Source organism: Ponticaulis profundi (genome assembly GCF_042659465.1).
Lineage (GTDB): Bacteria > Pseudomonadota > Alphaproteobacteria > Caulobacterales > Hyphomonadaceae > Ponticaulis > Ponticaulis profundi.
In genome coordinates, this window is sequence record NZ_JBHSSW010000066.1 from 392,603 (window position 1) to 406,490 (window position 13,888).

Annotated in this window: 14 protein-coding genes; all 14 read left to right on the top strand. The window is 53.3% G+C overall.

The window, feature by feature from the left end:
• The 14 genes from nuoI (at position 1) to ACFQDM_RS17880 (ending at position 13,863) form a co-directional block, all read left to right on the top strand.
• Positions 1-489, top strand: coding sequence for an NADH-quinone oxidoreductase subunit NuoI (gene nuoI, locus ACFQDM_RS17815; RefSeq protein ID WP_377381604.1), 489 nt, complete (start codon positions 1-3; stop codon positions 487-489).
• 75 nt (positions 490-564) lie between these two features.
• Positions 565-1,158 carry an NADH-quinone oxidoreductase subunit J gene (locus ACFQDM_RS17820; protein ID WP_377381607.1) on the top strand — a complete coding sequence of 198 codons (594 nt, stop codon included), beginning with the start codon at positions 565-567 and terminating at the stop codon, positions 1,156-1,158.
• Between the two features lie 2 nt (positions 1,159-1,160).
• On the top strand, positions 1,161-1,469 hold the full coding sequence (gene nuoK / locus ACFQDM_RS17825) for an NADH-quinone oxidoreductase subunit NuoK (RefSeq protein WP_377381609.1): 309 nt from the start codon (positions 1,161-1,163) through the stop codon (positions 1,467-1,469).
• An 8-nt stretch (positions 1,470-1,477) separates the two neighbouring features.
• On the top strand, positions 1,478-3,580 hold the full coding sequence (gene nuoL / locus ACFQDM_RS17830; protein ID WP_377381612.1) for an NADH-quinone oxidoreductase subunit L: 2,103 nt from the start codon (positions 1,478-1,480) through the stop codon (positions 3,578-3,580).
• A complete protein-coding gene (locus ACFQDM_RS17835; RefSeq protein WP_377381614.1) occupies positions 3,580-5,115 on the top strand; it encodes an NADH-quinone oxidoreductase subunit M in 1,536 nt (511 codons plus the stop codon). Before nuoL ends, ACFQDM_RS17835 begins: the two co-directional genes overlap by 1 nt.
• Positions 5,116-5,117: 2 nt before the next feature.
• Positions 5,118-6,536, top strand: a complete 1,419-nt coding sequence (gene nuoN / locus ACFQDM_RS17840; RefSeq protein WP_377381616.1) for an NADH-quinone oxidoreductase subunit NuoN — start codon at positions 5,118-5,120, stop codon at positions 6,534-6,536.
• Between the two features lie 6 nt (positions 6,537-6,542).
• On the top strand, positions 6,543-7,304 hold the full coding sequence (locus ACFQDM_RS17845; protein ID WP_377381618.1) for a biotin--[acetyl-CoA-carboxylase] ligase: 762 nt from the start codon (positions 6,543-6,545) through the stop codon (positions 7,302-7,304).
• Between the two features lie 6 nt (positions 7,305-7,310).
• Positions 7,311-8,078: a type III pantothenate kinase gene (locus ACFQDM_RS17850; protein ID WP_377381620.1), complete on the top strand. Its 768-nt coding sequence runs from the start codon at positions 7,311-7,313 to the stop codon at positions 8,076-8,078.
• A gap of 8 nt (positions 8,079-8,086) precedes the next feature.
• Complete coding sequence (locus ACFQDM_RS17855) at positions 8,087-9,766, top strand: ribonuclease J (protein WP_377381623.1); 1,680 nt, start codon at positions 8,087-8,089, stop codon at positions 9,764-9,766.
• Between the two features lie 13 nt (positions 9,767-9,779).
• Entirely contained in the window at positions 9,780-10,202 is a 423-nt protein-coding gene (gene mce / locus ACFQDM_RS17860; RefSeq protein WP_377381626.1) for a methylmalonyl-CoA epimerase, read from the top strand.
• Positions 10,202-10,456 (top strand): DUF1467 family protein, encoded by a 255-nt coding sequence (locus ACFQDM_RS17865; RefSeq protein WP_377381629.1) that lies wholly within the window; start codon positions 10,202-10,204, stop codon positions 10,454-10,456. Before mce ends, ACFQDM_RS17865 begins: the two co-directional genes overlap by 1 nt.
• A gap of 71 nt (positions 10,457-10,527) precedes the next feature.
• The gene (proS, locus tag ACFQDM_RS17870; protein ID WP_377381632.1) at positions 10,528-11,847 is read left to right on the top strand and encodes a proline--tRNA ligase; all 1,320 of its coding nucleotides are present in this window, start codon (positions 10,528-10,530) and stop codon (positions 11,845-11,847) included.
• A 10-nt stretch (positions 11,848-11,857) separates the two neighbouring features.
• Positions 11,858-13,156, top strand: coding sequence for a lipoprotein-releasing ABC transporter permease subunit (locus ACFQDM_RS17875; protein ID WP_377381635.1), 1,299 nt, complete (start codon positions 11,858-11,860; stop codon positions 13,154-13,156).
• Positions 13,156-13,863, top strand: coding sequence for an ABC transporter ATP-binding protein (locus tag ACFQDM_RS17880; RefSeq protein ID WP_377381638.1), 708 nt, complete (start codon positions 13,156-13,158; stop codon positions 13,861-13,863). Before ACFQDM_RS17875 ends, ACFQDM_RS17880 begins: the two co-directional genes overlap by 1 nt.
• Positions 13,864-13,888: the final 25 nt, after the last annotated feature.

The following is a 13,888-nucleotide window of genomic DNA, read 5'->3' on the forward strand; positions in this document are numbered from 1 at the left end:
ATGTCACGTATTGCACAGGCTGTCCGAGGCGCTCTTCTTCTGGATTTTGTCGGAGCCATGGGGCTCGGCTTCAAGAAGATCTTTACCCGGAAAGCGACCATCAACTATCCGTTTGAGAAGAACCCGCTAAGCCCACGTTTTCGTGGCGAACATGCATTGCGGCGCTACGCAAGCGGAGAAGAGCGCTGCATTGCGTGTAAGCTCTGCGAAGCGATTTGTCCGGCACAGGCCATTACAATTGAGGCAGAGCCTCGTGAAGATGGATCTCGTCGGACGACACGCTATGACATCGACATGGTGAAGTGCATCTATTGCGGCTTCTGTCAGGAAGCCTGTCCGGTAGACGCCATCGTCGAGGGCCCGAATTTCGAGTTCGCCACGGAAACCCGTGAAGAGCTCTATTATGACAAGGAAAAACTGCTTGCCAACGGAGATCGTTGGGAGCGTGAAATTGCTCGCAATCTTGAACTGGACGCGCCGTATCGTTAGACGCTGATGGCGGGATAGATTCGTTCCGTCATTTCAAGGTTTTCAGGTTGTTGGGCATCAGCACAGGGGGCTGATTTGGAAGTTATCGCATTCAGCATTCTTTCAGCGATCGTGCTGATTTCTGCGATTTGCGTAATCGCAGCAAGGAACCCGGTTCATTCGGTTTTGTTCCTCATTCTCGCATTTTTTACATCAGCAGGCCTTTTGGTTCTTATCGGAGCCGAGTTCCTGGCCATGTTGCTCGTTGTTGTTTATGTCGGCGCCGTCGCCGTGCTTTTCCTCTTCGTCGTCATGATGCTTGATGTCGACTTCGTTGAGTTGAAACAAGGCTTTCTCAACTACGCGCCATTCGGCGCAATTGTGGCTCTTGTATTCTTTGCCGAGATCGGACTCGTAGCATCCGTTATGGGTGAGAACCAAAGTGACAGCTTCAACGCAGCACCGAATGCGCCAACCAACGCAGAAGCGATTGGTCAGGTTATGTACACTGACTACCTGCTGCTGTTCCAAATTTCGGGCGTTATTCTTCTGATCGCCATGATTGGCGCGATCGTTTTGACCCTTCGCCACCGTCCAGGCGTTCGCCGCCAGTCGGTTAGCAAACAGGTTGGCAGGACGCGTGAAGAAGCCGTCCAGCTCAAAGACGTTCGCCCAGGGCAGGGGATCTGATCATGGAACTTACCCTCACGCACTACCTGGCTCTTTCGGCAGCACTTTTCACAATCGGTGTCTTTGGCATCTTTGTGAACCGCAAGAACATCATTGTTATTCTGATGGCGCTGGAGCTGCTGCTGCTATCGGTGAACATCAATCTGGTCGCATTTGCTGTCTTTAACGGCACCGTGATCGGACAGATTTTCGCAATGCTGGTACTCACTGTTGCGGCTGCAGAAGCTGCTGTGGGTCTAGCCATTCTCGTCGTCTATTTCCGTAACCGCGGTGACATTGCCGTGGAAGACGTCAATCTCATGCGGGGCTGATCACAAAAATGACTCTTCCAGATCCCCTAATTATCTACATCATCCTCGCTCCGGGGATTGCAGCGGCGATCGCAGGCCTGTTCCAGCGTTTCATCGGTGACCGCGCAGCGATGTTGATCACCACGGCTACGGTCGGTCTTGCTGGCATTCTGTCTGTCTATCAGCTGTTTGCATTTGCATTCGGCGGGCATCATGAAGGCGGACACCACGCACATCATGTGATCGAACTTGCACGCTGGATCGACATCGGTCAGTTCCAGGCAAACTGGGCAATCCGCGTCGACACGCTTTCGATCGTCATGATGGCGGTTGTGACAAGCGTTTCCGGACTCGTGCACCTCTATTCATGGGGTTACATGTCCGATGATCCGCACCGGGCACGATTCTTCTCCTATTTGTCGCTCTTTACCTTCACCATGTTGATGCTGGTGACAGCAGACAACCTCATCCAGCTTTTCTTTGGCTGGGAAGGTGTAGGCCTGGCGTCATATCTCCTCATTGGCTTCTGGTATCACAAAGAGAGCGCGAACAGCGCATCGATCAAAGCGTTTGTAACCAACCGCGTAGGCGACTTCGGTTTAGCGCTCGGCATCATGGCGGCTTTCTTCGTCTTTGGTACTGTGGAGTTCCACCCGATGCTCGAAGCTGTGAAAGAAAACAGCTTTGAATCGGTTGCTCCGATCATGACCTTCGCTGAAGGTATCGGCCCACGCGAAGCCGTGATCGAGTTCGTCGGTGTAAGGGTCTACGCATTGGAGCTGATTGCATTCCTTCTGTTTATTGGCGCGATGGGTAAGTCAGCACAATTCATCCTTCACGTCTGGCTGCCAGACGCGATGGAAGGGCCGACGCCTGTGTCTGCTCTCATCCACGCAGCGACTATGGTGACCGCAGGCGTCTATCTCGTCTGCCTCATGTCACCAATCTTCGAATATGCGCCTGTCGCATCCGGATTTGTGACCTTCATCGGTGCGATCACAGCCCTTTACGCTGCAACTGTCGGCATGGCACAGAACGACATCAAACGTGTCATCGCTTTCTCGACCTGTTCTCAGCTCGGTTACATGTTCTTCGCGGCAGGTATTGGTGCCTATCAGGCCGCTATGTTCCACCTCTTCACGCACGCGTTCTTTAAAGCGCTTCTGTTCCTCGGTGCAGGTTCCGTTATCCACGGCATGCACCACGAGCAGGACATGCGCAAAATGGGTGGTGTCGCGAAGTATATGAAAGTCACGTATGCAGCGATGATGATCGGCACGATCGCCATCATCGGCCTCGGTGTCCCGCATACGCAACTTGGTTTCGCTGGCTTCTTCTCGAAAGATGCGATTATCGAGACAACGTTTGCTGCAGGCATGAAGGGCGTCTCTTTTGCACCTCTTGCATTCTGGTTCGGTATCTTTGCTGCACTGCTGACAAGCTTCTATTCATGGCGCCTAATCTACATGACCTTCCATGGACCAATGGCAGAGCCTGATCACCACGATGACGCGCATGATGATCATCACCACCATGGCGGTAAGCCGCATGAATCTCCAATGGTCATGCTCATTCCTCTGATCCTGCTCAGCATTGGTGCAGTTGCCGCTGGCTTTACCTTCTATGGTTCATTCGTCGGACACCACCAGAAAGAGTTCTGGGATGGCGCGATCTATGTCGCAACCGACAACACGGTTCTGAAGGACAAATATCCGGCAGACCATGGCGGTATTGTTCCTGGCTGGGTCTTCTGGATGCCACTGATCGTGACTGTTCTCGGCTTCCTGATCGCGACCTTCACCTACCTCTTCAACCGAGGTCTGGGTAAGCGTATGGCCGACAAAGGTGGTCCGCTGCACGCGCTATTCGCCAACAAATGGTATTTCGACGAGATCTACCAGGCGACAGTTATCCGATGGACGCGCGTGCTGGGTGACTTTTTCTGGAAGGTCGGTGACAAGAAAATCATTGATGGTCTTGGCCCCGATGGCCTGTCCGGACTGGCCCGCTGGGGCGCAGCGCGACTTTCAGCGATGCATACCGGATATCTTTATCACTATGCGTTTGTAATTCTCGGCTCGGCAGCCATTCTGGGCGCTGTCATGCTGATCAATGCATCAGGAGCGAATTGATGGGCGAGTTTGCGCTCCTTTCTTTCATGATCTTTTTTCCAGCATTTGGCGCACTCCTGCTGCTGCTGGTTAAAAAGCTAACGGCGACGACAGATGGCGATAGCGCTTCAGAAGAGCGGATTGCCTACATGTCCGGCATTCTGATCAGTGCCGCAACTTTCGTTCTGTCACTGATTGCCCTCGCATTCTTCAATGCCGACAACAGCAGTTTTCAGCTTGTCGAAGACATTCACTGGTTTGGTGGCACGCTTCAGGATGACGGCTCGGTCACGGGCGGCATTCGATACAAGCTCGGCATTGATGGCATGTCACTTCTGCTTGTCATTCTGACCACCTTCCTGACACCACTCTGCTTTCTTGCGAGCTGGGGCAATATCAAGAAGCGCGTGACAGAGTATGTTGCCGCATTCCTGATCCTGGAAACGCTTATGCTTGGCGTATTCTGCGCGCTGGATCTCGTGGTGTTCTACGTTTTCTTCGAGGCAGGTCTCATCCCGATGTTTATCATCATCGGTATCTGGGGCGGGGCAGAGCGTGTCTACGCGGCATTCAAATTCTTCCTGTATACTCTGCTCGGTTCACTCTTCCTGCTGGTTGCGCTGATCGTAATGTTCCTTCAGGTCGGCACAACCGATATCGAAGTGCTTCAGACTTACGAGTTCAGCCGCAATCTACAGATCTGGCTCTGGCTTGCTTTCTTTGCATCCTTTGCAGTTAAGCTGCCAATGTGGCCGGTTCACACATGGCTTCCAGATGCTCACGTGCAAGCGCCAACAGCCGGTTCGGTCATTCTTGCGGGTGTTCTGCTGAAAATGGGTGGCTACGGCTTCCTGCGTTTCTCTCTGCCGATGTTCCCGGATGCGAGTTTGTTCTTCCAGCCATTCGTGTTCGCACTCAGCGTGATCGCCATTGTCTATGCATCCCTGGTCGCTTTCCGTCAGACGGACATGAAGAAGCTCATTGCATATTCGTCAGTCGCTCACATGGGCTTCGTCACGCTGGGCATTTTTTCATTCACCGACATCGGTATTCAGGGTGCTATCTTCCAGATGATTTCGCACGGCGTCATTTCTGGTGCACTCTTCCTCATCGTCGGCGTCGTGTATGATCGCATGCACACACGCGAAATCGCATTTTACGGCGGCCTTGTCGGAAAAATGCCAATCTATGCGACGATCTTCATGCTGTTCACCATGGCAAATGTCGGACTTCCGGGCACAAGCGGCTTTGTTGGTGAGATCCTCACCATGGCCGGTAGTTTCCAGGCCAATACGCTTGCTGCTGCGGGTGCTGCGCTCGGTGTCATTTTCTCAGCGATCTACATGCTCACACTTTATCGACGTACCGTTTTTGGAGTGATGACGAACGAGAAGCTGGACGGCATCAAGGATCTCACACGAAACGAAATCATCATTTTCACGCCGCTTATCATTGCGACCATTGTACTGGGTGTCTTCCCATCTCTGATCTTTGACATCACAGAAACCAGTGTCGCGAACATTATGGCGTTTGCTGCTGGCCAGATTGGATCTTAGTCATGAACTGGACTGAAATTTTCTCCGCTGCAGGATCAGAACTTTTCCTGGTATGCGCAGGCCTTATCGGGGTTCTGGCAGGCGCCTGGCTGAAAGACAAATTCGCCAGTCTGTCCATTTTTGCCGGCGCGATCGTTCTTTTCATCGCGGCTGCTATCAGTCTGTTGCAGATCGATGGTGGCCAGGCCTTTGGCGGATTGTGGGAAACAGATCGATACACCAATCTGGCCAAAGCTGTCGCTTATGTGTGTGCGGGTGTGTCCCTGGTTATCGCTGAAGGTTATCTGACGCGAGAAAAGCTGATCCGTTTCGAATACGCTCTGCTCGTCGTCTTTGCGAGCCTCGGTATGGGCATCATGCTGTCTGCAAACGACTTCATGACGCTGTATCTGGGTATCGAAACTCTTGGCCTGTCTTCCTATGTGCTGGCCGCATTCAATCGTGACAGCCAACGCTCATCAGAAGCCGGACTGAAGTACTTTGTTCTGGGTGCGCTCGCATCAGGCCTGATCCTCTACGGCATGTCGCTTGTGTATGGCTTCACAGGTGCCACGAATTACGACGCGGTCGCCGGAGCTGAATATTCTCTCGGCTTGTTGTTCGGCCTTGTTCTCATGATTACCGGTCTTGCGTTCAAGGTGTCAGCTGCGCCGCTGCATGTCTGGACACCAGATGTGTACGAAGGTGCGCCGACACCGGTTGTCGCTTTCTTCGCATCAGGCCCAAAAGTAGCTGCCATGATCGTCTTCGCGACCATCCTGTTTGAAGCGTTCGGTACATCGATCGACCAGTGGCAGGATGTTATCGTGATTATCTCCGGTGCTTCCATGCTGATCGGTGCGTTCGGTGCACTTCGTCAGACAAACATCAAGCGTCTGCTTGCCTATTCTTCCATCGGCAATATGGGATATGCGCTGATCGCGCTCGCTGCCGGTGAGGAAGTCGGCGCCGCAGCCTTGCTTGTTTACATGGCAATTTACGCGCTGTCTCAGCTCGGTATTTTCGGCGTTGTGCTTTCTATGCGACGTCGGGGCGGCATGGTCGAAGACATCTCAGAACTGTCAGGACTTTCCACATCGATGCCATGGCTCGCAGTCTGTATGACCGCGCTGATCTTCTCGGTTGCGGGTATTCCGCCACTTGGCGGGTTCTTCGGGAAGTATGTCGTCTTTATGGCCGGTCTTGAAGCAGGCCTCCTGCCGCTCGTCATCATTGGTGTGATCGCATCGGTGGTTTCTCTTGGATATTACCTTCGTGTGATCATGACGATGTGGGGCGGCGATAAGATGCCCGCATTCGAGTCTGTCTCTGGAACAGTTTCCATGACGATCACAGCGTCCACCATTCTGGCATTCCCGATCTTCGTTATTTTCATCGGCTGGATGATGGGAATCGCCGGCGGCGGATTTAGTTTCGGCTAACGCTGAATGATATCGGCTCTATGCCTGGACCAGGATTGGCCTGTTGTCTGGTTCGACGAAATCGACAGTACGAATACAGAGGCGCACCGCCGCGCCTCTTCTGGCGAGAGAGGACCTGTCTCACTCGTAGGACGTGTGCAGACAGCCGGCAAAGGCCGCTTGGGTCGGCAGTGGTTATCTGGCTCTGGAAACCTCTATTCGACCGCTTTAGTCCCTCTGGATGGTATGTCGGCGGATGTTCCCTGCATGGCGCTCAGCGTAGCGCTCGCAGTTCGAGACGCCGTGGTTGATTTGTCCAACGGGCTTGTGATCCCCGGTCTTAAATGGCCAAACGATGTGCGAATTGATGGCGCGAAGCTATGCGGTATCTTGCTGGAATCGGGGCTTACACCGTCACGTGACTACTGGCTGGCCATTGGCATTGGTATCAATCTCGCTCATGCTCCCAGTGTCGACAATTATGAAACCATCAGTCTGGTGGATGCAGGGGGCGGATTGAAAACGCCCGAAGAGGCAATAGCAGTACTGAACCAAACGCTTAAAAAGCGCCTCAAACACCAACTCCATGCCGGGCGATCCAGCATTATTCGCGACTGGATGGACGCGACAGACCAAAAGGGCAAGCGTTGTGCGGCTCAGCATGGTAGCGAGCGCGTTGAGGGGCTATACCACGGGTTAGACGAATTCGGACAACTCCAGATCAAACAAGATGATGGAAAAATCATAACCATCACGGCTGGAGACGTCGACATGGTAAAGGGGAGATGAGCGGGAATGTTGCTGGCGATTGACGTTGGAAACACCAATACAGTGTTTGGCCTCCACAATGGAGATGACTGGATCGCGCAATGGCGTAGTGCAACCGATTCCACGAAAACAGCCGATGATTACGCGGTATGGCTTAGCCAGCTCTGCCGGATGGAGGGCCTTTCGTTCGGCCTGATTAACGCGTGCATCATTTCGTCGGTAGTGCCCCAGGCAAAGTTCAACTTTCGCAATCTGGGACGACGCTACCTCGATGTAGACCCTCTGTTTATCGGCGAAGAAAACGTCAAACTCGGAGTTCCAATTCGGATTTCGAGACCAGAGCAGGTTGGAGCGGACCGACTCGTAAATGCTATCGGCGCTCATTATGGGCATGAGGGCGCTTTGATCGTTGTCGATAGTGGCACTGCGACCACATTCGATATCGTCGGTGAAGACGGCGGGTTTGAAGGCGGCATCATTGCACCAGGTATCAACCTGTCCATGAAAGCGCTGCACGACGCAGCGGCCAGCCTGCCGCGAATTGCGATCCAACGCCCGCCCAGCGTAATCGGCCAAGACACGGTTTCAGCGATGCAGTCGGGCGTTTTTCTAGGTTATCTCGACCTAATCGACGGTCTGATCCGACGTATCAAAGACGAATATGGAAAGCCGATGACCGTTATCGGCACGGGCGGCGTCGCATCATTGTTCCAGGACGAAAGTCAGGAAATCAACGTATTTGACCCCGATGTCACAATCCGGGGCTTGCTTGAGATCCATCGACGGAACACATAAGAGCAAGCATGAAAAAAGAAGATAAGAACGAACTCCTATTCCTTCCACTTGGTGGCTGCAACGAAATTGGAATGAACCTCAACGCTTACGCTTATGGCAGCCGCCATAACCGGCGTTGGATCATTGTTGATATGGGCGTGTCCTTTGGTGACGAACGCACACCGGGCATTGATGTTATCTGTCCTGATCCGTCCTTTCTTGAGGATGAGGTCGACAACATTGAAGCCATCATCCTGACACATGCGCATGAAGACCATATTGGAGCAGTGGGCCATTTGTGGAAACGCTTCCGCAAGCCGCTATATGCAACGCCCTTCACGGCAGAACTCGTGAAAGGCAAGCTCGCTGAATGCAATATCTCGGATGATGACTATCAGCTTCATACAGTGCCCGTTGGAGGGAAGGTGGAAGTCGGTCCGTTCTCCATCGAGTACGTGACGCTGACGCACTCAATTCCAGAACCAAACGGCCTCTCCATCACCTGCCCACTCGGCACCATTCTCCACACCGGAGACTGGAAGATTGATCCGGATCCTCTCATCGGTGCGCCTTTCGACAGCGAATCTCTTGAGCGCCTCGGAGACGACGGTGTCCTCGCCATGATCTGTGATTCGACCAATGTGTTCGAAGAAGGTGAGTCAGGTTCGGAATATGGTTGCAAGGTCGCGCTGACTGAGCTGATTGGCGAGCAATCCGGTCGGGTTGCTGTAACCGCCTTTGCGTCGAATGTTGCACGCGTACAGAGCATCATTGAGGCCGCGGAAGCGAATGATCGGCATGTCTGTCTTGTCGGACGTTCCATGCACAAGATCACTGCTGCGGCGAAAGCAGTTGGTCTGCTGGACCATGTTGCACCGTTTGTGGACGAAAAGGACGCTGCCTTTCTTCCGCCGGAAAACGTGCTCTATCTGTGCACCGGATCGCAGGGTGAACCTCGCGCCGCACTTTCCCGGATTGCCCAGAACAATCACCCTCACGTGACCTTGAATGAGGGAGACACAGTCATCTTTTCATCGCGCGTCATTCCGGGCAATGAGCGCGGAATTTATGATCTGCAGAATGCCCTGGCAGAACGCGGTATTCGCATCATAACGGACCGGATGCGGCCCATTCACGTGTCAGGCCACCCTTGCCGGGATGAATTGCGACGCATGTATCAGTGGGTACGCCCGAAAATCTCCGTACCGGTGCACGGCGAACGACGCCATATCCTCGAACATGCCGCGTATGCAAAGTCTCTTCAGATTTCGCAATCTGTTACGCCGCGCAACGGAGATGTCATCCGTCTTGCGCCTGGTGATGCTGCCATTGTCGATGAGGTTCCGACCGGTCGGTTGTTACTTGATGGCAAACGCCTGATACCTGAAAATGCGCAAGGCATAATAGAACGTCGTCGGCTTTCCTACGTCGGGCAACTCTCTGTTTCCGTCGCCTTCGACGAAGATGGCAGCGTAAGTGACGGGCCTCTCATCACCATCCGCGGACACTCAGAGACGGATGGCCGACTTCTGGATGAGACAATCGACATATTTGAAGAAGCTGCGGAAAACGCGCTGGACGACCTGAAGCGCAAGTCTCGTCTTGACGATTCACAGGTGGAACGTTCACTTGTGCGCGCACTGAGAAAAATCTGCGAAAAAGAACTTGGAAAGCGACCTGTCATCGACGTCGCCGTTCTGAGACCATGAAAAGGGACCCCAGATGAGCGAATTTAAAATCGGACCACTCAACCATGTTGGCGTTGCTGTTCCTTCTATTGAGGAAGCGGCAAACACCTATCGGGAGCTTTATGGTGCTATCGACATTACAGAGCCAGGCGAAATGGAAGCTCAGGGTGTTCGGTTTTGTTTCGTAAACCTTCCGAACAGCCAGATCGAACTGATCGAACCGTTTGGCGAAAATTCGCCGATCGTGAACTTCCTTAAGAAAAACCCGAAGGGTGGGCAACACCATGTCTGCTTCGAAGTTGATGACATTCATGAAGCGAAAAAGGTCATGGAAGAGCGCGGCGCAACCGTTCTCAATGAACCACGCATTGGGGCTCATGGAACCCTGATTATCTTTGTACATCCAAAGAACTCGAATGGAGTTCTGATTGAGCTTATGGAAGCACCGAAGCACTAATGAATTGGTTCTCCGCAATCGTCGTTTTTGTGATCGCCTGGTGGCTGGTTTTTCTGGCCACCTTGCCGATCGGCGTTAACAGTCAGCTCGAAGACGGCGAGCGCAATCTTGGAACTGATCCCGGTGCACCGGTTCATCATATGCTGCCCAAGAAGGCCCTTTGGGCAACGATTGGTGCGACTGTGATTACACTGATCGCCTTTTTGATCGGAGTTTCGGGTATTATTCAGCCACCAGAAGCGCCCTGGGGCTAAGAGGTCAATTGCGCTCTGGCGCGGACCCGTTTACAGCCCGCTCAGCAATCACATTGTTTCAAGGCCGTGACATGAGACTCTCCAACTATTTTCTTCCAGTCCTGAAAGAAACACCTGCGGAAGCGACAATCGCCTCGCACCAGTACATGTTGCGTGCAGGTATGATCCGTCAGTCTGGCGCCGGCATTTACAGCTGGTTGCCGCTCGGGCTCAAAGTCCTTCGCAAGATCGAAGCGATTGTACGAGAAGAACTGGAACGGGCAGGGGCGGTCGAGTTGCTTATGCCCACGATCCAGCAGGCAGAGTTATGGCAGGAGAGCGGCCGCTACGAAGACTATGGCAAAGAGATGCTGCGAATTACCGATCGTCATGATCGGGAAATGCTCTTCGGTCCGACGAACGAGGAGATGATCACTGACATCTTCCGCAGTTATGTTCGCAGCTACAAACAATTGCCGCTCAATCTCTACCACATTCAGTGGAAATTCCGGGATGAAATCCGTCCGCGCTTTGGCGTTATGCGTGGCCGGGAATTTCTGATGAAGGATGCCTATTCCTTCGACGCTGACGAAGAGAGTGCGCGCAAAGCGTATCAGAAAATGTTCTGTGCATATCTGAATACTTTCGACCGTTTGGGCCTGACCGCTATTCCGATGAAAGCTGATACCGGCCCTATAGGAGGCGACCTAAGCCATGAGTTCATCATTCTCGCGGATACAGGCGAGAGTGCTGTTTTCTGCGATTCCGCTTTACTCGACCTTCCTGTCCCGGGTCCTGACTTCGATTTCGATGGTAATCTCGAAACAGAGCTGGAAAAACGCACTCAATATTATGCAGCGACAGAAGAAATGCATGACGAAGCTGCGTTTCAGGAAGTCCCCGAAGAGCGCCGTTTGTCGGCTCGCGGCATTGAGGTTGGCCACATTTTCTATTTCGGCGACAAATACTCAAAACCGATGAATGCCATGGTCATGGACCAGAATGGTAAAAGCGTACCGGTCCAGATGGGATCTTACGGCATCGGCGTTTCACGCCTCGTGGGCGGTATCATTGAAGCGTGCCATGACGACAAAGGCATTATCTGGCCGAAAAGTGTTGCACCGTTTGGGGTTGGAATTGTCGGCATGAAAGACAAGACCGGGGACGTCAGCAAAGCCTGCGAAAAGGCATATGAAACACTGACAGCGGCAGGTCTTGACCCTTTGTACGATGACCGTGATGAGCGTCCAGGCGTGAAGTTCTCAACGATGGAATTGATCGGACTGCCATATATGCTTGTGATCGGTCCAAAAGGTTTGGAAAAAGGCATTGTTGAACTGAAAGATCGCGCAACCGGCGAAGCGGTTGAGTTGTCATTGGACGACGCCCTCAACAAACTCACCGCGGAGTAAAATCTAGCACATGATTGCAAACCAGGCCCTCAAGGACAGACCGTTCGGGACATATGAACGCTCACTGGCCTTTCGATATCTTCGAGCCAAGCGAGAGTATGGCGGGATTGCAATCGTTTCCATTCTGTCACTGGTCGGCATTATGCTTGCCGTTGCGGCGCTGATTATCGTTATGTCGATCATGAACGGTTTTCGCGCCGAGCTGATCGACAGGGTGCTCGGAAACTCCGGTCATATCCGCCTCTATACGCAGAACTATCCAACGCTAGAACTGGATGAGCTGGCAGCGAAACTCGAGTCCGATCGTGAAGTGCAGAGCGTCATCCCTCTTGTTGAGGGCTTTGTCCTCGCATCATCCAGCGGCGTCGCTCAGCCCGGATTCGTTCGAGGCATTTCTCCGACAGACGCGACCAAACTCCCGTTTCTTCAGAGTGATCTCTTCAGCGGCTCGCTTGATGAGTTCGGTGACGGGCGATTTGGTGGGGATGGCATCCTTCTGTCCGAAAGAATCGCAAGAGGTTTTGGCGTGCGCGCGGGTGACTCTATAACCTTGATTGCACCGGAAGGCGCCTCGACGATGGGCGGTGTGGTACCGCGTAAGAAAACATATCGCGTTGTTGGCGTGTTTGAGATTTTTGCCGGTAACGCCAATCCGATGGATGACGCGCTAATTCTCATGCCGCTGGAGCAGGCGCAGCTTTTCTTCAATTTTCGCGGACAATACCCGTTCATGGAGCTGAAGCTGACGGATCCACAGGCCGTTGAAGCGATCGCTCGACGTCTCGATGCCGAGTATCTGCCATCTGGAATGCCGTATCAGACCTGGAAACAGATTTATCGCGGAATTGTCGGCGCACTGGAAGTTGAGCGGAGCATGATGAGGCTGATTTTCGCAGTTCTTATTACGATTACCGCGCTCAACATTATCACGGGCATTGTGATGCTCGTGAAGAACAAGGGGCGAGATATCGCCATTCTGCGGACAATGGGTGCGTCGCGCAGCACCATCCTAAGAGTCTTCCTGATGATTGGCGGCATTCTTGGCCTTGCGGGCCTGGTACTTGGCCTGATCACCGGCATCCTTTTCTGCGTCTACATTGAGCCAATACAAGATGCCCTGAACATGCTGACAGGCGGCGCTATCTGGAACCCGGATGTCTATGGTCTGCCATACATCCCAGCACAGATTGACTGGTTCGAAGTGAGCTTTGCAGCTGGTTATGCGTTCCTTGTGTCGCTGCTAGTCGCACTGCCACCTGCCTGGAATGCTGCGCGTCTCGATCCGGTTGAAGCGTTGAGGTCTGAATAATGACAACACCTGTTCTTCGACTGATCGACGTCAAACGGACCTACCATACCGGCGCTACTGATGTACCAGTGCTGAAAGGCATCAATCTGGATCTCAATCCCGGCGAGCTGGTCGGTCTGGTCGGTCCATCCGGCTCCGGCAAGTCCACGCTGCTTCACACGGCAGGCCTATTGGAAAAGCCTGACTCGGGCGAGGTGATTCTGGACGGCGAGGATTGCCTGAAGCTGAAAGATCGTGAGCGCACATTGATGCGACGCACTCGGCTCGGCTTCGTCTACCAGTTTCACCATTTGCTTCCGGAGTTCAACGCCATCGATAACGTGGCTGCGCCGCTCTATCTCAGCGGTGTGAACCGCAAGGAAGCACGAGATCGCGCGGTCGACCTCCTCGAGAGAATGGGGCTGGGGCATCGTCTTCAACACCAACCCATGACGATGTCAGGCGGGGAACAGCAACGCGTTGCAATTGCGCGCGCACTCGCAAACCGTCCGAAGGTTCTGATCGCTGACGAACCCACCGGCAATCTGGACCGCGAAACAACAGCGAGCGTTTTCCAGCAGTTGATCAATGTCGGCCGTACCGAAGGTCTCGCCATGCTGATTGCGACCCACAATCTCGAACTCATCCAGTTTATGGACCATGTAGTGACGCTGGATGATGGACGCCTCACAGCTTTTTCAGATCCCCTGACTTCAACTCCAGCCTAGAGTCAGACAAGATACCCCTTCGAGA

Excerpts from the sequence above, each read along its gene's own strand:
- nuoI (WP_377381604.1), top strand. The coding sequence starts at position 1 with ATGTCACGTATTGCACAGGCTGTCCGAGGCGCTCTTCTTCTGGATTTT.
- nuoK (WP_377381609.1), top strand. The coding sequence starts at position 1,161 with ATGGAACTTACCCTCACGCACTACCTGGCTCTTTCGGCAGCACTTTTC.
- nuoL (WP_377381612.1), top strand. The coding sequence starts at position 1,478 with ATGACTCTTCCAGATCCCCTAATTATCTACATCATCCTCGCTCCGGGG.
- ACFQDM_RS17835 (WP_377381614.1), top strand. The coding sequence starts at position 3,580 with ATGGGCGAGTTTGCGCTCCTTTCTTTCATGATCTTTTTTCCAGCATTT.
- nuoN (WP_377381616.1), top strand. The coding sequence starts at position 5,118 with ATGAACTGGACTGAAATTTTCTCCGCTGCAGGATCAGAACTTTTCCTG.
- ACFQDM_RS17845 (WP_377381618.1), top strand. The coding sequence starts at position 6,543 with ATGATATCGGCTCTATGCCTGGACCAGGATTGGCCTGTTGTCTGGTTC.
- ACFQDM_RS17850 (WP_377381620.1), top strand. The coding sequence starts at position 7,311 with ATGTTGCTGGCGATTGACGTTGGAAACACCAATACAGTGTTTGGCCTC.
- ACFQDM_RS17855 (WP_377381623.1), top strand. The coding sequence starts at position 8,087 with ATGAAAAAAGAAGATAAGAACGAACTCCTATTCCTTCCACTTGGTGGC.
- mce (WP_377381626.1), top strand. The coding sequence starts at position 9,780 with ATGAGCGAATTTAAAATCGGACCACTCAACCATGTTGGCGTTGCTGTT.
- ACFQDM_RS17865 (WP_377381629.1), top strand. The coding sequence starts at position 10,202 with ATGAATTGGTTCTCCGCAATCGTCGTTTTTGTGATCGCCTGGTGGCTG.
- proS (WP_377381632.1), top strand. The coding sequence starts at position 10,528 with ATGAGACTCTCCAACTATTTTCTTCCAGTCCTGAAAGAAACACCTGCG.
- ACFQDM_RS17875 (WP_377381635.1), top strand. The coding sequence starts at position 11,858 with ATGATTGCAAACCAGGCCCTCAAGGACAGACCGTTCGGGACATATGAA.
- ACFQDM_RS17880 (WP_377381638.1), top strand. The coding sequence starts at position 13,156 with ATGACAACACCTGTTCTTCGACTGATCGACGTCAAACGGACCTACCAT.